Annotated in this window: 17 protein-coding genes; 9 read left to right on the top strand and 8 right to left on the bottom strand. The window is 60.5% G+C overall.

All coding sequences use genetic code 11. From position 1 onward, the window contains the following. Positions 1-855, bottom strand: a complete 855-nt coding sequence (locus PSH64_RS14840) for a MurR/RpiR family transcriptional regulator (RefSeq protein ID WP_105345843.1) — start codon at positions 853-855, stop codon at positions 1-3. 341 nt (positions 856-1196) lie between these two features. Here PSH64_RS14840 and PSH64_RS14835 point away from each other — a divergent pair, with 341 nt between their 5' ends. Then, positions 1197-1769 (top strand): histidine phosphatase family protein, encoded by a 573-nt coding sequence (locus PSH64_RS14835; protein ID WP_105345845.1) that lies wholly within the window; start codon positions 1197-1199, stop codon positions 1767-1769. Next, positions 1769-2524, top strand: coding sequence for a precorrin-6A synthase (deacetylating) (cobF, locus tag PSH64_RS14830; protein WP_105345847.1), 756 nt, complete (start codon positions 1769-1771; stop codon positions 2522-2524). The genes PSH64_RS14835 and cobF overlap by 1 nt, the downstream gene beginning before the upstream one ends. A gap of 15 nt (positions 2525-2539) precedes the next feature. Here the strand turns inward: cobF and PSH64_RS14825 are convergent, their stop codons facing one another. Then, on the bottom strand, positions 2540-3763 hold the full coding sequence (locus tag PSH64_RS14825) for a DUF3422 domain-containing protein (protein ID WP_305477644.1): 1224 nt from the start codon (positions 3761-3763) through the stop codon (positions 2540-2542). A gap of 370 nt (positions 3764-4133) precedes the next feature. Between PSH64_RS14825 and PSH64_RS14820 the strand changes: the two genes are divergently transcribed. The 3 genes from PSH64_RS14820 to PSH64_RS14810 all read left to right on the top strand — a co-directional run bounded on the left by PSH64_RS14820 (position 4134) and on the right by PSH64_RS14810 (position 6184). Further along, positions 4134-5021, top strand: a complete 888-nt coding sequence (locus PSH64_RS14820; RefSeq protein ID WP_105345850.1) for a universal stress protein — start codon at positions 4134-4136, stop codon at positions 5019-5021. Between the two features lie 77 nt (positions 5022-5098). Then, positions 5099-5779 (top strand): phosphoribosyltransferase, encoded by a 681-nt coding sequence (locus PSH64_RS14815; RefSeq protein ID WP_305477643.1) that lies wholly within the window; start codon positions 5099-5101, stop codon positions 5777-5779. Positions 5780-5854: 75 nt separating this feature from the next. Further along, on the top strand, positions 5855-6184 hold the full coding sequence (locus PSH64_RS14810; RefSeq protein WP_105345855.1) for a hypothetical protein: 330 nt from the start codon (positions 5855-5857) through the stop codon (positions 6182-6184). Between the two features lie 120 nt (positions 6185-6304). Here the strand turns inward: PSH64_RS14810 and PSH64_RS14805 are convergent, their stop codons facing one another. Continuing rightward, a complete protein-coding gene (locus PSH64_RS14805) occupies positions 6305-6985 on the bottom strand; it encodes a glutathione S-transferase family protein (RefSeq protein WP_105345858.1) in 681 nt (226 codons plus the stop codon). Between the two features lie 321 nt (positions 6986-7306). On the opposite strand from PSH64_RS14805, the gene PSH64_RS14800 reads away from it, so the two are divergent. After that, on the top strand, positions 7307-8227 hold the full coding sequence (locus PSH64_RS14800; protein WP_305481104.1) for an alpha/beta fold hydrolase: 921 nt from the start codon (positions 7307-7309) through the stop codon (positions 8225-8227). On the opposite strand, the gene PSH64_RS14795 is transcribed toward PSH64_RS14800, so the two are convergent. Genes PSH64_RS14795 through PSH64_RS14780 form a run of 4 tightly spaced genes read right to left on the bottom strand, consistent with a single transcriptional unit; the run spans position 8204 to position 12820 of the window. Further along, entirely contained in the window at positions 8204-8668 is a 465-nt protein-coding gene (locus PSH64_RS14795; RefSeq protein ID WP_105345862.1) for a response regulator, read from the bottom strand. The two genes, PSH64_RS14800 and PSH64_RS14795, sit on opposite strands and share 24 nt — an antisense overlap. Beyond that, on the bottom strand, positions 8665-10992 hold the full coding sequence (locus PSH64_RS14790) for an ATP-binding protein (RefSeq protein WP_305481103.1): 2328 nt from the start codon (positions 10990-10992) through the stop codon (positions 8665-8667). Before PSH64_RS14790 ends, PSH64_RS14795 begins: the two co-directional genes overlap by 4 nt. Next, a complete protein-coding gene (locus tag PSH64_RS14785) occupies positions 10989-11639 on the bottom strand; it encodes a response regulator transcription factor (protein ID WP_305481102.1) in 651 nt (216 codons plus the stop codon). Before PSH64_RS14785 ends, PSH64_RS14790 begins: the two co-directional genes overlap by 4 nt. Further along, positions 11636-12820: a sensor histidine kinase gene (locus PSH64_RS14780; RefSeq protein WP_305481101.1), complete on the bottom strand. Its 1185-nt coding sequence runs from the start codon at positions 12818-12820 to the stop codon at positions 11636-11638. Before PSH64_RS14780 ends, PSH64_RS14785 begins: the two co-directional genes overlap by 4 nt. Positions 12821-12991: 171 nt before the next feature. Here PSH64_RS14780 and PSH64_RS14775 point away from each other — a divergent pair, with 171 nt between their 5' ends. Then, on the top strand, positions 12992-13510 hold the full coding sequence (locus PSH64_RS14775; protein ID WP_305481100.1) for an SgcJ/EcaC family oxidoreductase: 519 nt from the start codon (positions 12992-12994) through the stop codon (positions 13508-13510). Between the two features lie 210 nt (positions 13511-13720). Here the strand turns inward: PSH64_RS14775 and PSH64_RS14770 are convergent, their stop codons facing one another. After that, on the bottom strand, positions 13721-14647 hold the full coding sequence (locus tag PSH64_RS14770) for a bifunctional 5,10-methylenetetrahydrofolate dehydrogenase/5,10-methenyltetrahydrofolate cyclohydrolase (RefSeq protein ID WP_181150705.1): 927 nt from the start codon (positions 14645-14647) through the stop codon (positions 13721-13723). Between the two features lie 526 nt (positions 14648-15173). Between PSH64_RS14770 and nirB the strand changes: the two genes are divergently transcribed. Then, positions 15174-17735: a nitrite reductase large subunit NirB gene (nirB, locus tag PSH64_RS14765; protein ID WP_105345876.1), complete on the top strand. Its 2562-nt coding sequence runs from the start codon at positions 15174-15176 to the stop codon at positions 17733-17735. Then, complete coding sequence (nirD, locus tag PSH64_RS14760) at positions 17735-18121, top strand: nitrite reductase small subunit NirD (protein ID WP_018929007.1); 387 nt, start codon at positions 17735-17737, stop codon at positions 18119-18121. Before nirB ends, nirD begins: the two co-directional genes overlap by 1 nt. Positions 18122-18145: the final 24 nt, after the last annotated feature.

Here is an 18145-nt window from a genome sequence, read left to right as displayed (position 1 = left end):
TTATTTATCCTCCAGCAGGTGGGTGTCGAAGTCGGCTCGCAGGGCATCGATGCCTTCCAGGCGATCGGCCAGATCGGGGCTGCGCAGGGTCAGGCAGGCAATCAGTGCCTCGACCTGGGCCAGCGCCGGAACCATCGAGTCGAAGGCCGATGCCGACTCTACCGGTGCGCTGATGATCAGGTCGGCTATTTCCCGCAGCGGCGATGCATAGATGTCGGTGAACAGTACAACTCGCGCATGTCGGCTTTTTGCCGCATTGGCGACCCGCAGGGCCTGGGATTGATAGCGCCGGTAGTCGAATACCAGAAACATGTCCTGACGTTGCACGTCGAACAATCGGTCCGGTAACTGTGCGTTGTCTTCCATTACGAAACAGCCGGGCCGCAACAGGCGCAGGTGATTGAGCAAATAGTTGGCGAGGAAACTGCTGAAGCGACCGCCAAAGCAATGAACCTGGTGACGGGTGTCGAGCAGCCACTCCACCAGAATCCGCACATCTTCGGGTTGGGTCAGCGCCTGGGTTTCTACCAGTGTCCGTTGGCTGTCCGCCAGATAGTGACTCCAGGGATCATCTTTCTTGAGTTGGGCGCGGGGTTGCAGCAGGGTACTGGGGGAGCGCAGGCGGTGATCCATGTCACTGAGCAAGGCTTCCTGAAAGTCGGCGTAACCGCTGAAACCGAGCTTTTTTACCAGCCGCACGATGGTCGGATCGCTGACACCGGCATGTTCGGCCAGACGTGACATCGGCCCCAGTCCGTTACGCGGATACTGGTCCAGCAAGGCGCGGATGACTTTGCGTTCCGATGGCGTGAAGTCCAGGCCGGGCTCGGTGATCAGGTCTCTGAGAGGGGGCATCCGGGCTCCTGCTGGATGGGTGTGTCGGTTTCATTTCATAAATCGCTAAAATAGTATTTATGTAACGTGCGCTACATGTCTAGTGAATTTTTGCGCGCGTTTTCAAAGCACCAAAATGGGGCGAAAGCCCCGTGCGTGAAGGGCTACATGGATGTCGACCGGCCTTGTAGGAAATCGACCGCCGGAGCGTGAGGTATCGCCACCACTCAGGAATAGACTGGTGCTGCGAGCATGCCCATCACGTGGAAAGGAATGCGTTCAGGCTGCGCTTCTTGCGGCACAATAAGCCGATTGCTCGCGGCATCGTGCCGTCTTTCATCCCATCGACAGAGAGATCCTTCGTGCAGGCAACCCGCTTGACCCTGATTTGTCACGCTCGAACCGTCGCACAAAAACTGGCGCGTTTTCCTACGAATGAGCCATTGGAAATGGATTGGCAATCGGCGAAAGGCTCGCGCCGCAGTCAGTTCAAGCGAATGCCACGCTTGCTCTGCGGCCCGGAACTGCGAACCCGTCAAACGGCTGAGTTGTATGGCGACAACGTGGAGATTGTCGGGGCGTTGAGAGATTGCGATTTCGGCCGCTGGGCAGGCATGTCGATCGATGATCTGCAGGAATCCGAACCCGCGACGCTCCAGGCCTGGCTCGGTGACCCGACATCGGTGCCCCACGGTGGAGAGTCGGTGGCGCAGCTCGGTGAGCGGGTAGCGGCGTGGTTGAAGACCCTTGAGACGACACCGGGGCATATCGTTGCCATCACCCATCCGTTTGTCATTCGCGCCGCACTGATGCAGGTGTTGCAAGGCGCGGGGTTCAACCAGATCGATGTCGAACCGTTGTCGGCCATTGAGTTGCGGTTCAATGGTCGCTGGCGGCTACGCTTGACGGGCACAGCCCCTGAAGGAGTGCTTTGATGAAAAAGCTTCTGGTCATCGGTGTCGGCGCCGGCAATCCCGACTACATCACCATGCAGGCGGTGAAGGCGCTGAATCGGGTCGACGTGTTTTTCCTCATGGACAAGGGCCAGAGCAAAGACAAACTGATCGACCTGCGCCGCGAGATCTGCGAACGCTACATCACCGATCGCGACTACCGCTTCGTCGAAGCCCACAGTCCCGAACGTGAGCGCGGGGAAGTGGACTACAACGCCAGCGTCGAAGACCTGAACCGCGCCAAGCAGCAGACGTTCGAGCGGCTGATCAACGAGGACATGACCGACGACCAGTGCGCCGGTTTTCTGGTGTGGGGCGATCCGGCGCTGTACGACAGCACCATTCGGATCCTGCAGGCGATTCTGGCGTCCGGTCGTTGTGTGTTCGAGTTCGAGGTGATCCCCGGGATCACTAGCGTGCAGGCGTTGGCGGCGCAACATAAGGTGCCGCTCAATAGCATCGGCCGTTCGATTGAAATCACCACCGGTCGACGGCTGGCGGCCGGGCAGGTGAGCGATGCCGAGAGCCTGGTGGTGATGCTGGATGCGCAAGATGCCTACCATCAGGTGGCCGATCAGGAGACAGAGATTTACTGGGGAGCCTATCTGGGAACGCCGGATGAAATCCTTATCAGCGGCAAGCTCAAAGACGTGGCGGACGAAATTGAGCGGGTGCGCAAGGCGGCGCGGCTCGCGAACGGGTGGATCATGGATACCTACCTGTTGCGCAAGCCTTGATCGTTTTGCGGTGTTTCAGTGCTCCTTGGCTTTCCTGATTCTGATCAAAATAAACAGCAGGATGCACAGTGCAAGCGGGGTCATGGCGAGCATGGCGTCCCTCGCGGAAATGTTCGCGCCCATGGTGTGCAGACCCGAGTAGAACAGCTTGAACAGGCTCAGCAAATAATAGGTGATGGCGATAATCGACAAGCCTTCCACGGCGCGCTGGATTTTGATTTGGGTATCGGCGCGGGCGTTCAGGCTTTTGAGGATTTCCGAGTTTTGCTCTTCCATTTCCACCTGTACCCGCGCCTGTAGCAGATCCCCAAGGTTGGCGACGCTTTTGGCCAGTTGCTCCAGGCGCTGTTCGGTGACGTCACAGTACCGGACGGTGGGTTTGAAACGTCTTTCGATGAAGATACCCAGGCGTTGGCAATCCCCCACGTGAGTTTCCCTGAGTTCACCCAAACGCTCGAAAACCAGTTGCGCATACGCTCGGGTCGCGCTGAAGCGGTGTCGGGTTTTCGCCGTGCTGCTGACGACTTGCGCCGACAGGTTGGCAATGTCGGTCAGCAAGGCTTTCGCATTGCCGGTGTCGGGACCGGCATTACGTTCCGAGAGGTTTACCAGGGTCTTGTCGTAGACGTTGAGCTGAGCGCTCAAGGCTTTTGCGGTGGTGAGGGAAAGCGAAGCCATCATCCGGTAGGTTTCGATTTCCAGCAGGCGGCGGATCATCCGTCCCTGGCGGTAGGCATTCAGGCGTTTGTTGATGAATAGAAAGCGGTTGGTGCCGTCCTCGCTCAGGCGAAAATCGCTCCAGACCGTCGCATCGCCACCGCCGATGCATGAACCACAAGGGTCTTTGAATCCATAAACCGACTGATCGCCGGTAAACGACGCATCGTTGCGAACCACAATCTGCACGGCATTGATCAGGTGCTGCATGAAGGGTTCGACCCGGTCCATCAAGGCCTTGGGTGGCTGGCTCCAGCAAGGTTCGTGACTGGAGGAGGGCACCACCAGCGTCAACGTCAGGAACTCCGCGTGCCGCTCCCACTTCAAGGCATGGCCCTCCAGCTCGGTGATGCCCTGGGCCGCATCCGGGTCGACGGGGCCAGGACAGCAGCGACTCAGCAGGGTGTCGCATTGCCCGTCATTGGCCAGAAACGCCAGATGAAACACATGGGCGGGCTCGTCGAAATACAGGGACGGACGCGCGTGCAACTCGTTGTGCAGGGACAGTCTTTGCGGGTGCATGCTATTGAGGCCATGTTGGAGTTGTTTGTTCTTGGGACTGGGTGCCCCTTTTTTTAGTCACAAACAAAACCTGGCGTTGGTCAGTCTGGCCGCGAAACCTGTGGGAGCGGGCTTGCCCGCGAAGGAGCAGATCGCTGAATTCCAGACCAGCAGCGCGCGCGGATGAGCCTGGCATGAGATGCCCGGGCCGTTGTGAACTATTCTTTTTCAGGTGGCCCCTTCAATGCCGCCTGAAGGGAATCGAGGTTAATCAGGGCCCAAGAGCATTTAAGGGAGGAGCCTGGGCTAACGCCGGGTTCCTGATCTGTCGAAGACGCCATCGCTGACGATGGCAGTGATCGGCGTCGGGGATCCTGTCCGGAGTCAGATCATGAGCCAGTATCAACGGTTATTGCTGATCATCAACCCGCTGCTGCGTCACTCGCCTGCGATAAACCATGCCGCTGCCCTGGCCAAGGCCAGCGGCGCCAGCTTGCATATTGCCGCGCTGATTCCCTCGCTGGACATTCTGTCGCTGCTTGAAGAAGGCGATCGGAAAAAGGCCCGGGCGAGCTACCTGCAGGAACACCGCGACTGGCTCAAGGACCAGGCGCAAAAGATGGAGGGCAGGGGCATCGAGGTGACAACCGAAGTCGCCTGGGCCGACAACATGCGCCAGGACATCCTTGATCACGTCACTGAAATGCAGCCCGATCTGTTGATCAAGCAAGTCCAGCATGAGTCCATGCTCAAGCGCGCATTCTTCACGCCGCTGGATTGGCGGTTGTTGCGCCATTGCCCGACACCGGTCTATCTGGTGGGGGCCGAAGGCCATGCCTTGCCGCAGAAGGTCGTGGCGGCGGTTGATGTGGTCGATACCGAGCCGTCGAACAGCGAACTCAATGACCGGATCATCCTGCAGGCATCCAGCCTTGCGCTGCAGTGCAATGCCGAGTTGCATCTGCTGTACGCGTGTGACATTCCGGTCGCATTCCTGGCGGATCTGGGCGGCGGCCTGACGCTCTCGGAGCTTACCCGGGAGTTGCGCAAAGATCTGGAAACCTCATTCCTCAAGCTGTCCGCCCGCTTCGGCGTGCCCTCTGAATGCCGGCATTTCATCACCGGGCATCCTGTTTCGGCGCTGAGCGAGTTCGCCCACGAACATCAGATAGATGTGATCGTGATGGGCAGAACGCAATACGGCAGCCTGGAGAAACTGCTCGGCAGTACCACCGAACATATTCTTTATCAGGTGCCATGCAGCATTCTGGCGGTCTAGGGGCAGGGCCTCCGACCGGATGACTGCCGGCAAACGAATAGCCGGTTTAGGGGCGCGCGCCCCAGGGAGATGTTCAAATGACTCAAATTCCCTCATTGCAAACCCTCTTGCATGACCGGGCCGAGGCGGGTCGAGGCCTGGTGGAGCCGTTGCTCAAATACGCTAAAAGAGCGGATGTCATCGTCCTCGCCTTACCCCGGGGCGGCGTGCCGGTCGCCTATGAGGTGGCCACGGCCCTGGAGGTGCGCCTGGACGTGATGCTGGTCCGCAAGCTGGGAGTGCCGTCCCACCAGGAGTTCGCCATGGGCGCGATTGCCAGCGGCGGCATCCGGATCGTCAATGACGATGCGCTGCGGGCTAATGGTATCGATCAACCCACGCTCGATGACGTGGTTGCACGGGAGACGCAGGAGTTGTCGCGTCGCGAGCGTGCATACCGGGCATCGCGTGCGCCTTTGGCACTCAAGGATCAGGTGGTGATACTGATCGACGACGGCCTGGCGACAGGGGCGACGATGATGGCCGCGATCCAGGCCGTGCGCCTGCAAGCGCCGTCTCGCATCGTCGTCGCGGTGCCGGTGGCTCCCATGGAAACCGCAGAGGCGCTGCGCGACGAAGTGGACGAACTGATTTGCCCGCTCAGCCCTGATTGGCTGGTATCGATCGGTTATTGGTACACGGATTTCTCTCAGACGTCGGATGAAGAGGTCATCGATCTTTTGCATCGGGCCTGGCAAAGAGAGTCACCGATGAAATGAGGCAAACTGCTGGCCCCCCGATCTCCGGTTCGTTGTCAAACTTGCTTTCTTTTCAGAAGGTTAGGCATTGGCGATATGCGGACTTTGGTATGGATGGCTGCAACGTTTGTCCTGGTGACTGTCTCGCTCGGGGCTCAGGCAAAGGAACTCAGCAAGAACGCTCGCTATGTATGCAGCTGGGGCTCGGAAATCGCCGAGGGCGCGCAAGCCTCGAAACTTTCCGGGCTCACCCTTTACGGGGCGCGCAAGAAGCTGCAATCGCGCAAGTTTCCCCGGCCGTGGATGCGCATGACGGCCATGGGCATCACGGAGCAAACCTACAACAGCCCTTCGCGGCTGAAGCCCGCCGGCATCAGGCAAACGTATTACGAGCAATGCATCCGTCATGAGTTGGCGCAACGGTAGCCCACCGGTCGTGGGAGCGGCGCCTACGACCCCCATCCCTCCCGCACGGCCTTGCGAATCCCCTCCAGCGACATCGCAAACGCCGGGTTGTCCACAGATCGCATTACGGCCAATGACTGGTCATGCATTATCCGGCGCTTCACGAAACCGTTGTGCAAGGCGATCCGCAAACGGATAGAGCGAAAACCAGGGCCTGGCTTCGTCGATCACCCGCAGAAATGACGGTCGCTGGATCAACCGGTCGAAATAGGCGCTCAAGTGTTGATAGTCGTCGGGAAACGGCAGGAGCGTGCAGGCATAGAAAAGCGCCGGGGCAGCGGCGCAATCGGCCATGCTGAAGTCCGGGCTGGCCACCCAGATTCTGGACGCCATCCGGCGATCAAGCATGCCGTACGCGGTCTCCAGCGTGGATCGTTCCCTGCTCAAATCACCGTTGGTCGCGTGTAGTCGATCACTGACAATCCGTTGGATCGGGGTTTGTAGATAATTGTCGAAAAAGCGGTCCCATAACCGCACCTCCAACGCGGCCTCCCAATCGTCCGGAAGCAGGCGCTGTTCACCGGGGTACAGTCGATCCAGGTATTCGATGATGACGCTGGATTCCGGCAGGTTACGTTGGCGAGCATGGTCGCGAATCACCGGAAACTTTCCGATTGGCCACAATGCCTGAAGCTCGGCGCTGTCGGCGGCGTCTGTGAGATCGATGATCCTTCTTTCGAACTCGATGCCGTTTTCATAGAGCGCGATAAGCACTTTGTGGCAATACGACGCCAGTGGATGGTAGTAGAGCGTCAGCGACATTTTTCAACTCCTCGTTGGGCGTGAGGGGCGGGCGGTACAAGGCCATGACCCCTGAGATAAAAAAGCGAGGGGTAATAAATAATCATAGGCGGATGTGGGCGAGGTGTCAGGGCCGCCACTTTCCAGCGTATTTGCTTGCACAAGGAAAAATCCCTGCTTAACTGGAAACCGCTGGTCGGGTTGTGACTCATTGGTCATGGCGTTCATCTCAGCGCCCTTGTACCGTTGTCGCTGGTTTGTGCTGTCAGGCTTGCCCGGAGGAACCCGGACAGTCGATCGAACCGTGTGTCTGGTCCCAATTTGTTCAAGGAATAGAATGAAATGATGCCGAAAACTGCCATCGTCGAGATTGGTAAGAAGTACAAGGTTTATACCGAGCACTATCTCAACGCCGCTGCTGACAAGACGATCATTCTGGTCAATGGCTCGCTGGCAACGACCGCATCCTTTGCGCAAACGGTGCGTTACCTGCGGCCACGCTTCAATGTGGTTCTCTACGATCAGCCCTACGCCGGTCAATCGAAACAACACAACCGGCACGACCAACCGATCCGCAAGGAAGACGAGGCCGAAATACTGCTGGAGTTGATCGAGCACTTTCGCGCCCAGCATGTGCTGTCCTTTTCCTGGGGCGGCGCGGCGACCTTGGTGGCATTGGCCCAGCGGCCGCACCGAATCGAAAAGGCGGTGATCAGTTCATTCGCCGCGCGGATCAATACGCCGATGCGTGAATATCTGGAGAGCGGGCGGCACTTTCTCCAGGCATGCGATCGACGCAATGTCGGGCGTTTGATCAACAGTACGATCGGCAAGCACCTGCCGTCGCTGTTCAAGCGTTTCAATGAGCGCCATGTCAGCAGCCTGGACGAACACGAATACCGGCAGATGCATTTTCACGTCAATGAGGTGCTGACCCAGGACACTCACTGCTACGTGTCCTGTGCCGATGCCATCGAAGTCCCGCTGCTGTTTATCAACGGTGAATGGGATGAGTACACGTCGGTGGAAGACGCCCGTCTTTTTGCCGCTCATACCCGTCAGGCGCAGTTTCAGACCATCGAGAACGCCGGGCACTTCCTCGACATGGAACACCCGACGGCCTGGCATGACACCCAGCGGGCCTTGCTGGGCTTTCTGCAGCCGCCAGCCGTGAAGGCGCCGAGCCAGCCACGCAACCTGGCTTTCAGCGGCAAGTCGTCAGTAATCCCGCCCCTTCAGTCAGCTCACTGGTTGCGGCTTTAACTGACTCAGCAATGCGATCTGATCCGCCGGAACCCGCATGCGCAGGGCTTTATACAGCGCACGGGTTTCCAGCAGGTTCCACACCCGCAGCATGGTTTCCAGGGCATCCAGCGGCTTGCTGATGAAGTCCTTGGCGCCCAGGGCCAGCGCGCGCAGCCGGGTATCCCGGGTGGCGTCGGCGGTGAGCACGAGGATTGGCAGGTATTCGCCGGTCGGGATGCGCCGGTTGAGCTGTTCGAGTACGGCAAAGCCGTCGAACTCCGGCATGTGCAGGTCGAGAATGACCAGGTCCGGCTCAAAGCTGTTGAACAGGTCCAGGGTTCGCAGCGGCTGGGTGCTGCTCAGTACGTTGGTCAACCCTTCGCGGACAAGCAATTGTTCCATCAAATCGAGGTTGGGCCTTTGGTCGTCGATGATCAGAATGCGCAGGTCGGTGTTCACACGGGCTCCGGTAGATGCTGGTCAAGATGGGCGAGGAATGAAGGAATATGAATCGGCTTGGTCAGCACCGCGGTCGCTCCTGCTTCCAGCAAGGCCAGGTGAGTGAGGTCGCTGGCATCGGCGGTAATCATCAACACGGGTGTGGCGCGGGTACTGGAGGACTGACGCAAGCGTTGCAGGACGTTGAAACCATCAATATCCGGCAGCGTTACGTCCAGCAAAATCAATTGCGGTGCATGTTGCCGGGCCAGGTCCAGGCCCATTTGCCCTTGCATGCTGGAGAGCAACTGGATGTGCGGCCGTCGTTGCAGCAGGGTTTCGATCAGGGCCAGGCTCGACAGGTTGTCTTCGATGCACAGCACTTTGCCCTGGTAATCGGGGGCGGCGAGGGTGGGCGTTGCCGTTGGTGGGCTGATCAGTGCCACAGGTGGCTCAGTGGTTGACGGCAAGCGTTCGAAGGGCAGCTCCAGGGTGAAACTGGAGCCGTTGCCGGGCTGGCTTTCGACGGTCAGGCTGCCGTTCATCATTTCCAGCAGGCTCTTGCTCAAGGCCAGGCCCAAGCCAGTGCCTTCCACGTTCGGATCAGTCTCCAGGCGCTCGAACGGCTTGAACAGTTGATCCAGCCGATCGGCCGCAATGCCCTTGCCGGTATCGCAGACCGACACCGCAATTCGTTGTTGCAGAACCCTCACCTCAATGTGCACCTGACCCTGGGGCCGGTTGTATTTGATCGCGTTGGACAACAGGTTCAGCAGCACCTGGACCAGTCGCTGCCGGTCGGCGACGATCCCGCTGTCGGCGGCCAGCTTCGGCAGTTCGAGCAACCGGATGCCCGCATCGCAGGCCATGGGGGAAACCAGCGTCAGGGCTTCTTGCAAAACGACCGCCAGGGGCACGGCTTCGACATTGAGTGGCAGGCGCCCGGCTTCGATCTTGGCGATGTCCAGCACTTCGTTGATCAGGGTCAGCAGGTGTTGTCCGGCCCGCAGGATGTGACCGATCTGCGCTCGCTGCCCTTTGGGCGAATCCATATCCAGCAGTTGCGCGAAGCCGAGAATCGAGTTGAGCGGGGTGCGCAGTTCGTGGCTCATGCGCGACAGAAACTCGCTTTTGGCACGGCTGGCGCGCTCTGCTTCTTCCCGTGCGGTACTCAGCGCGATCTCGGCGGCACGGCGATCGGTGATGTCGCGGGTGATCTTGGAGAAGCCGCGCAGGGCACCACTGCTGTCGTATTGCGCGGTAATCACCACACTGGCCCAGAAGCGGCTGCCGTCCTTGCGGCAACGCCAGGCCTCTTCCATGTAATGACCATTGCATGTGGCCTCGCGCAGCGCCATGTCGGGATGCTGCGGACATTCTTGCGGCAGATAAAATACCGAGAAATGCTGGCCGACGATCTCCTGTTCGGTGTACCCCTTGATCCGTTCGGCGCCCGCATTCCAACTGGTGACGAAGCCTCGTGTGTCGAGGGCGAAAATGCCGTAGTCCTTTACCCCGTCGATGATCAACCGCAAGCGTTCTTCGTTGTCGCGCAGGGCCCGTTCACGTTCAGCCAGCAACAGCCCGGCCTCGACCAGGCGCGTGCCTAATTGACCGATCTCATCGTTCTCCGGCGGTTGCGGCAATAACGGTTGACCGAGTGCCAGCCGTTGGGCGTTGCCCTGAACCTGCTGCACCCGGGCGACGATGCCTTTGGACAGAAACAGCACCGCGACAATGGCGCCGAACAGCCCGCAAACGGCGGCCAGCAGGGTGGAGAACAACAGGCGTTGTCGAGTGGAGGCGGCTGCCGCGGTGCGCTCGGCCAGCAGGGTGTCCTCAAGGGTACGCATGGCGCTGATGCGTTCGCGCAATTCGTCGAGGACATGTTTGTTGTTGATCAGGATCGTGGTGATCGACTCGGGGGTTGCGTTGCGATCGTCAAGCAGTTCAACCAGACCTTCGACCTTGGTGTCGATCAGCGGCGTGATCGCCTCCAGATGTTTGCGCACCCGCTGATCGCGAACGTTGCGGTCGAGCCGTTGCAGGGCCGACTCGATCAAGGGCTTGGCTTGCCGGTAACCCGGCAGGAAATCCTCGCGATGGGTCAGCAGATAGCCGCGCACGCTGGCGGCGGCCTCGGCGAGCAGGGTGTGCACCGCCTGAATATCGCCTTGCACCAGCAGCACGCGGCGCACGTCTTCTTCCGCGCGCGCGGTCTGCCGTTCGGTGGTGTAGATCAGCACCAGCGAGAGCAACAGAATCACCAACGGCAGGGAAATCACCACCAGGGCTTTGCCGCGTAACGGCAAGTCGGCCCAGCGGCGGGCGCTGGATGCTTTCATGATTGGGTCACCAGGCCCAGCGCAATGCCACGGACAGCGGCCTGGGTGCGGTCGGCGGCGCCGAGTTTGCCGATGACCCGCTCCACATGCGCTTTGGCCGTGCCGGTGGTGATGCCAAGTTTTTCGCCGATTTCACGGTTGCTCATGCCGCTGGCCACCAGCCCCAGCACCTGGCGTTCCCGTGGGGTCAAGGTGACGGGGGCGGCGCCGCTGGCGTTGCGCTCGGTCAGGCGGCGCAGCAACTGCGCGCTGACCGAACTGTTGAGGGCCTGCTCGCCGGCGGCGACACGTTGCAAGGCGTCGATCACTTCATTACGGCTGGCATCCTTGAGCAGATAGCCCACGGCGCCGGCGTTCATGGCGGCTTCAAGGTGATCGGGGCTGTCGTCCATGGTGAACATCATCACTTTCAGGCTCGGCAGGCGCTCTTGAAGCAGGCGTGCGGCGCCCAGCCCGTTGAGCACCGGCATGCGGATGTCGAGGATGACGATGTCGGGCAAAAGACGTTCACATAAGTCCAGTGCTTGCTGGCCATTGCACGCTTGGCCGACCACTTCGAATTGCGTCAGGCCGGCGAGCAATGAGACGAAGCCGGTGCGCGTGACTTCATGATCGTCCGCCACCACCAGTCGTATGGCGTCAGTCATTGAGGGGTTCCATTCAGGCCTGAGGGGACAGTGGCGCGCAGTTGCGTTGCGCCGTGCGCATGGCTGATGCAAGTGAATTCGCCGCCCAGCAGGCTCGCGCGTTCCTGCATCGCGGCAAGCCCCAGGTGCCGGGCGCCGCAGGTGTCGAGGGGTTGTTCCATGGCAAAGCCCTGGCCGTTGTCGTCCACCCGCAGCGAGGCTTGTCCTTCATGCAGCTCCAGCGCCAGCACGACGTGGCTGGCCTGCGCATGTTTGAGAATATTGTTGATGCCTTCCTGGGCGATCCTGAACAGGGCGATCTCCACCTGGCTGGGCAAACGTGCTTCGCAACGCGCCTTCCAGTTCACTTTGATCCCCGCCTCGCGCAGGCGATCGGCCTCTTTGTCGACCGCTTTCAGCAAGCCAAAGTCGTCGAGCACCGTCGGGCGCAGGCCGCGGATCAATTGCCGGCCTTCACCGACGCAATGCTGGGCCAGTTCAAGAATCGTCTGCAAGTCCGCACCGAGTTCATCGGGCAATGGCGGGCAACGACCGGCAAAACCTTGCAAGCGTTGATGCAGCCCGGCGAGGGTTTGTGCCAGGCCGTCGTGCAGGTCGTAGGCCATGCGTTTGCGTTCGTCTTCCTGTGCCCGGAACAACCTGTGAACCAGATCGGACATGGTGCGTTCGCGGGTCAGCAATGCGTCGAGCAAGCGCTGGTTTTCCAGGTGCGCGGCGAGCAGGGTGGCGAGCAGTTGCAGGGATTCGAGGTCTTCGGTGTCCGGTGCGCTGATGCTGACGCTGTTGGCCAGCACCAACGCACCGAAGGCGGCACCATCGCCACCGCGTAAAGGCACCCGCAACACATTGGGCAGATCCGCGCTCGGCTGTTCCTGCCATTGCGGTGCGCGCATCGCGGTGTCGGCGAGGCGTTCGAGGCTGTGCAAACGATCGCGGCTACCGTGACTGGCAGTGGTTTTGACCTGCGCATTCTCATCCCATTCCAGCAGTAGCGCATGGTCCATCGCCAGGAAGGCGCAGGCCCGTTGCAACACCCGTTGGCGCATGGCTTCGGGAGCCAGTTGGGTCAGTTCCTGGCCGGTATCCACCAACAGCCGCAGCCGCGCGGCGCGACTTTGCGACTGCCGATACTGGGTACGAATGGCCAGGGCGCTAGCGGGGTCATGATCGGGGTTTTGCATGGGGCGGCTTCCGACACTGGCATGCCCGTTCGGGCAGGGGCGTCATTAAACCTTGTTAACGGGGCAGGGCGCCATCTGCCGAATGGCATAGGCAAATGGCTCCGGTTGGCCGATGGCGGGGCGCGTTCCGGGCGGCACAGTGTGCCCATCGACCATCATTGGAATAGCGCAATGAAACTCAAGACCTCAACCCTCGTCCTGTTGTTCGCCCTGACCGCCCCACTGGCTCAGGCATTAGAGGCAGTCCCTTACGTTTACAGCAGCGTGGCGCAGCAGCCCACCAACGTGAAGGATCGTGAGATCGCCGCCCTGTTTGACCATTGGAACAGCGCGTTGAAGAGCGGCAATGTTCAGAGCGTGGTCGACCTGTATGCGCCGAACGCGGTGCTGCAACCGACGGTTTCCAATCAGGTGCGCACCACGCCGGCACAGATCAAGGACTACTTCGATCACTTCATGGCGCTCAAGCCGGCAGGGCAGATCAACTTCCGTGAGATCCGCCCATTGGGCGCCAACGTGGCCATGGACAGTGGCGTCTACACCTTTACGTTGACCGAAGCCGATGGCAAGACCCGTCAGGTGCAGGCGCGCTACACCTTCGTTTATGAGCAGGTGGGCGGTCAGTGGAAGATTCTTAACCACCACTCTTCGGCGATGCCGCAAACACAGGTGTTGCACGCCGGGAAATAACTGCGATTTCGACGCCCGATCGAAACGGCCCAATGCCAGTCAGTTGAGTACAATCCATGTGGGAGCGGGCTTGCTCGCGAAGAGGGCGGCATACACAACATTGATGTCACCAGATACACCGCTTTCGCGAGCAAGCCCGCTCCCACAGGTTCCGCGCCTGACTGCCATTACCGACACGGCCCACCTACAAGTGGGCCATGTGCGTTGTGCTCAGTTCAACGCCAGGTCGTCTTCAGGCTGCTGCCCGCGTGCCTGCGCCGCGCGTTGCAAGCGGCTGGCGATCAGGGTGTTTTTCAGCAGATAGGCAATGGTCATCGGCCCGACGCCACCGGGCACCGGCGTGATCGCGCGGGCGACGGTACGAGCGCTGGCGTAATCGACATCGCCCACCAGACGGTTGCCGGACTCGTCGGTAATTCGGTTAATGCCGACATCGATCACCACCGCGCCAGGCTTGAGCCAACTGGCGTCGATCAACGCTGGCCGGCCCACCGCCGCGACCACGATATCCGCCAGCCGACACAACGCCGGGGCATCGACGCTGCGCGAGTGCACCACGCTGACCGAACAGTTGGCTTGCAGCAGCAAGGTCGCCATTGGCTTGCCGACAATGTTCGAACGGCCGATGACCACCGCGTGCAAACCGCTCAAGTCGGCACCGCAGGTTTCATGCAGCAGGCGCATGCAGCCGCTGGGCGTGCATGGGGTCAGAACCTCGATGCCCTGCACCAGCCCGCCGACGTTTTCCCGATGAAAACCGTCCACGTCCTTGATCGGGTCGATGGCATGAATCACGGCCTGTTCATCGACAGGGGCCGGCAAGGGCAGTTGTACCAGGATGCCGTTTACCGTGGGGTCGGCATTGAGTTGTGCAATCAGCTCCAGAACCTGGGCCTGGCTGGCGGTTTCCGGCAGGCGGTATTCCAGGGAGCGGATACCGACTTCCTTGGCGCGCAGCAGTTTATTGCGCACATACACATGGCTGGCCGGGTCGTCGCCGACCAGTACGACCGCCAGAGCGGGGTAGATCTGTTGGCCAGCGAGGGCCTGAACCTCTTCCCGGACCTCGTCGAGGACCTTGGCAGAAATGGCTTTGCCGTCGATATCACGGGCAAATGTGGGGGTGCTGCTGATCAAGAGAGTCACCGTTGTCTTGATTGAATGGGGGTGGAGTGATCATCGCGGCGTCTTTGCGCGCCGATGATCCATCAGAGACATGCAGGCAAGGGTGCTCAGGCTATCAGGTGAGGGCAGGCCAATACCACCGCAACACCAGAAGATCAGACACGCAAACGCACTTTTATGAAGCTCGTCGCGCACGGCCTGCACTATGCCAAGGCAAAAACCGAATCGCCCCGAGCCTCGATCGCCCTGAAGGCAAATCACGTTAACCCCCGATAAACCCTTACTGAAACGACGTTTAAAACCGCTCGACCCGCAACTGGCACAAACGCTGCATTACATCGATCAGGGTCCACGCAGTGGGCCGCCCCGTCGATCAACGAAGATCGACCGGCCGAGCAGGTCGTGGGCAACATCGGTGGATCAGGCGAAGGCGCCAGGTCGAACACCGCGAGAACAGGCAAAGACGCCTGAAACCGAGAGGTTTCAGGCGTTTTTTTTTGCTTTTTTAACCGTGATTGGCTTTGGCTGGGTGCTTACTATGAATTCCAATGTTGCCGCGTTGAACAAACTGCAAACACTGATCGTGATCGGCAATGGCATGGTCGGACATCATTGTGTCGAGCAGCTCATCGAGCGCGGCGCCCTCGACCACTACCGCCTGCATGTCTTCAGCGAAGAGCCGATGCGCGCCTACGACCGTGTGCATCTGTCCGAGTATTTCGGCGGTCGCGATGCCGAGTCGCTGGCCCTGGGTGAAGCTTCCCTGTACCAGACGCCGGGCGTCACCCTGCATCTGGGCATGCCGGTGCTGGAAATCGACCGCGCCCGGCGCCAAGTGATCACCGCACAAGGTTGCGTCGCGTACGACAAGCTGGTTCTGGCCACTGGCTCTTATCCTTTCGTGCCGCCGATTGAAGGTGCCGAAGGTGACTCGCGCCTGGTGTATCGCACCCTTGAAGACCTTGATGCGATTCGCGCTGCGGCGGCCAATGCCCGGCGTGGCGTGGTGGTCGGTGGTGGTCTGCTCGGTCTGGAAGCCGCCAATGCCCTGAAAAGCCTGGGCCTGGAAGCCCATGTGGTGGAATTCGCCCCGCGCCTGATGCCGGTACAGCTGGACGAGCAGGGTGGCCTGGCGCTGAAGGCGCAAATCGAGCGGCTCGGCGTGGGTGTGCACCTGTCCCGTGGCACGCAGTCGATCAGTGCCGGTGAGCAGTACCGTTACCGGATGAATTTTGCCAATGACGAATTTCTCGAAACCGACCTGATCGTGTTCTCCGCCGGTATTCGTGCGCAAGACGCACTGGCCCGCCAATGCGCGCTGGACATCGGTCCTCGCGGCGGCGTAGTGATTGACGATCAGTGCCTGACCAGCGATCCGAATATCTACGCCATCGGCGAGTGTGCCGCCTGGAATGGCAGCCTCTTCGGTCTGGTCGCCCCCGGTTACCAGATGGCCCGAGGCGTGGCGTCACTGCTGTGCAATCAAGCCGCCGAGCCGTTCCAGGGCGCCGACATGTCGACCAAGCTCAAACTGCTTGGCGTCGACGTCGGCTCCATCGGCGATGCCCATGCGCAGACGCCGGGGGCGCGCAGTTATCAGTTCATCGATGAAGCGACGGCCAGTTACCGTCGGCTGGTGGTGGATGCGGACAGCAAGCGCGTGCTCGGAGCGGTGTTGGTCGGCGACAACAGCTATTACGACACCTTGCTGCAATACATGCAGAACGGCATTGCCTTGCCGGCGGAACCGGCCAGCCTGATTCTGCCGTCGTCCGCCGGCGCGCCAACCCTGGGTCCGGGCGCGTTGCCCGAGTCGGCAACGGTGTGTTCGTGCCATAACGTCACCAAGGGCTCGATCTGCTCGGCCATCGACGGCGGTTGCACCGATCTGGGCCTGCTCAAATCGCAGACCAAGGCCTGCACCGGTTGCGGCGGTTGCGCGGGGCTGCTCAAGCAAGTGTTCGAGCATGAACTGATTGCCCGTGGCGTCAGTGTCGACAAGAGCCTGTGCGAACACTTCGCCTACACCCGCCAGGAACTCTATGCGCTGGTGCGGGTAGAAGGGGTGATCACCTTCGAAGAACTGCTGGCCAAACACGGTCGTGGCCACACCGGTTGCGACGTGTGCAAACCGGCGGTGGGCTCGATCCTCGCCTCGTGCTGGAACCAGCCAATCATGGACGCCTCGCTGGTGCCATTGCAGGACACCAACGATACCTTCATGGCCAACATGCAGAAAAACGGCACCTATTCGGTGGTGCCGCGCATCGCTGGCGGTGAGATCACGGCGGACAAGCTGATCGCGATCGGCGTGGTGGCGAAGAAATACGACCTCTACACCAAGATCACCGGTGGCCAGCGGATCGACCTGTTCGGCGCGCAGTTGCATCAGTTGCCGGACATCTGGTCCGAGTTGATCGAAGCGGGTTTTGAAACCGGGCACGCCTACGGCAAATCGACCCGCACGGTGAAATCTTGCGTGGGCAGCACCTGGTGCCGTTACGGCGTGCAGGACAGCGTGAAAATGGCCCTGACCCTGGAGGATCGCTACAAAGGCCTGCGCTCGCCGCACAAACTCAAATTCGCCGTCTCCGGTTGCACCCGTGAATGTGCCGAGGCGCAGAGCAAAGACGTGGGCGTGATCGCCACCGAGAATGGCTGGAACCTCTATGTGGCCGGCAACGGCGGCATGCGTCCGCGTCACGCCGAGTTGTTCGCCACCGACCTGGACGACGCAACCCTGATCCGTTACATCGACCGTTTCCTGATGTTCTACATCCGCACCGCCGACAAATTGCAGCGCACTTCCGTGTGGCGCGAAAGCCTGGAGGGCGGCCTGGATTACCTCAAGGACGTGATCATCAACGACAGCCTGGGGCTTGGCGCGGAACTCGAATCGCAGATGCAACTGGTGGTCAACCGCTACGAATGCGAATGGGCCAATGCCCTCAAAGACCCGGAAAAACTCAAGCGCTTCCGCACCTTCGTCAACGATAAACGCCCCGACCCGGACATCCATTTTGTCCAGGAGCGCGGTCAACGCCGGCCGATCATGGCCGCCGAACTCAACCTAATCCCTGTCACCGAGGAGAATGCCTGATGAGCCAGTCCAATACCCAGCGTGTCGATGCCCTTGCCACCGCGGCCAATGCCCAAGCCTGGCAGGCGGTGTGCAGCCAGCAGGATCTGGTCAGCAACTCCGGCGTCGTCGTCTGGCTCGACGGCGCCCAGGTGGCGCTGTTCTACCTGCCACAAGCCGAAGGCCGCACCCTCTACGCCATCGACAATCATGATCCGCAATCCGGGGCGAACGTCATCGGCCGTGGATTGATCGGCAGCCTCAAGGGTGATCTGGTGGTGGCGTCGCCGATCTACAAGCAGCACTTTCGTCTTGAAGACGGCAGCTGCCTGGAGTACCCCGAACAGCGCCTGCGGGTGTGGCCGGTGCGTCTGAACGCCGGCGTCGTGGAAGTCGCGGCGGCTTGACCGCCGCGCTGAACCGTATCGGAG

This window comes from Pseudomonas sp. FP1742 (assembly GCF_030687145.1).
Lineage (GTDB): Bacteria > Pseudomonadota > Gammaproteobacteria > Pseudomonadales > Pseudomonadaceae > Aquipseudomonas > Aquipseudomonas frederiksbergensis_D.
This window is presented reverse-complemented; position numbering and strand designations above follow the sequence as displayed.

Coding starts and splice junctions, on each gene's coding strand:
- PSH64_RS14840 (WP_105345843.1), bottom strand. CDS start 855: ATGCCCCCTCTCAGAGACCTGATCACCGAGCCCGGCCTGGACTTCACG.
- cobF (WP_105345847.1), top strand. CDS start 1,769: ATGAAAAAGCTTCTGGTCATCGGTGTCGGCGCCGGCAATCCCGACTAC.
- PSH64_RS14825 (WP_305477644.1), bottom strand. CDS start 3,763: ATGCACCCGCAAAGACTGTCCCTGCACAACGAGTTGCACGCGCGTCCG.
- PSH64_RS14820 (WP_105345850.1), top strand. CDS start 4,134: ATGAGCCAGTATCAACGGTTATTGCTGATCATCAACCCGCTGCTGCGT.
- PSH64_RS14815 (WP_305477643.1), top strand. CDS start 5,099: ATGACTCAAATTCCCTCATTGCAAACCCTCTTGCATGACCGGGCCGAG.
- PSH64_RS14810 (WP_105345855.1), top strand. CDS start 5,855: ATGCGGACTTTGGTATGGATGGCTGCAACGTTTGTCCTGGTGACTGTC.
- PSH64_RS14805 (WP_105345858.1), bottom strand. CDS start 6,985: ATGTCGCTGACGCTCTACTACCATCCACTGGCGTCGTATTGCCACAAA.
- PSH64_RS14800 (WP_305481104.1), top strand. CDS start 7,307: ATGATGCCGAAAACTGCCATCGTCGAGATTGGTAAGAAGTACAAGGTT.
- PSH64_RS14790 (WP_305481103.1), bottom strand. CDS start 10,992: ATGAAAGCATCCAGCGCCCGCCGCTGGGCCGACTTGCCGTTACGCGGC.
- PSH64_RS14785 (WP_305481102.1), bottom strand. CDS start 11,639: ATGACTGACGCCATACGACTGGTGGTGGCGGACGATCATGAAGTCACG.
- PSH64_RS14780 (WP_305481101.1), bottom strand. CDS start 12,820: ATGCAAAACCCCGATCATGACCCCGCTAGCGCCCTGGCCATTCGTACC.
- PSH64_RS14775 (WP_305481100.1), top strand. CDS start 12,992: ATGAAACTCAAGACCTCAACCCTCGTCCTGTTGTTCGCCCTGACCGCC.
- nirB (WP_105345876.1), top strand. CDS start 15,174: ATGAATTCCAATGTTGCCGCGTTGAACAAACTGCAAACACTGATCGTG.
- nirD (WP_018929007.1), top strand. CDS start 17,735: ATGAGCCAGTCCAATACCCAGCGTGTCGATGCCCTTGCCACCGCGGCC.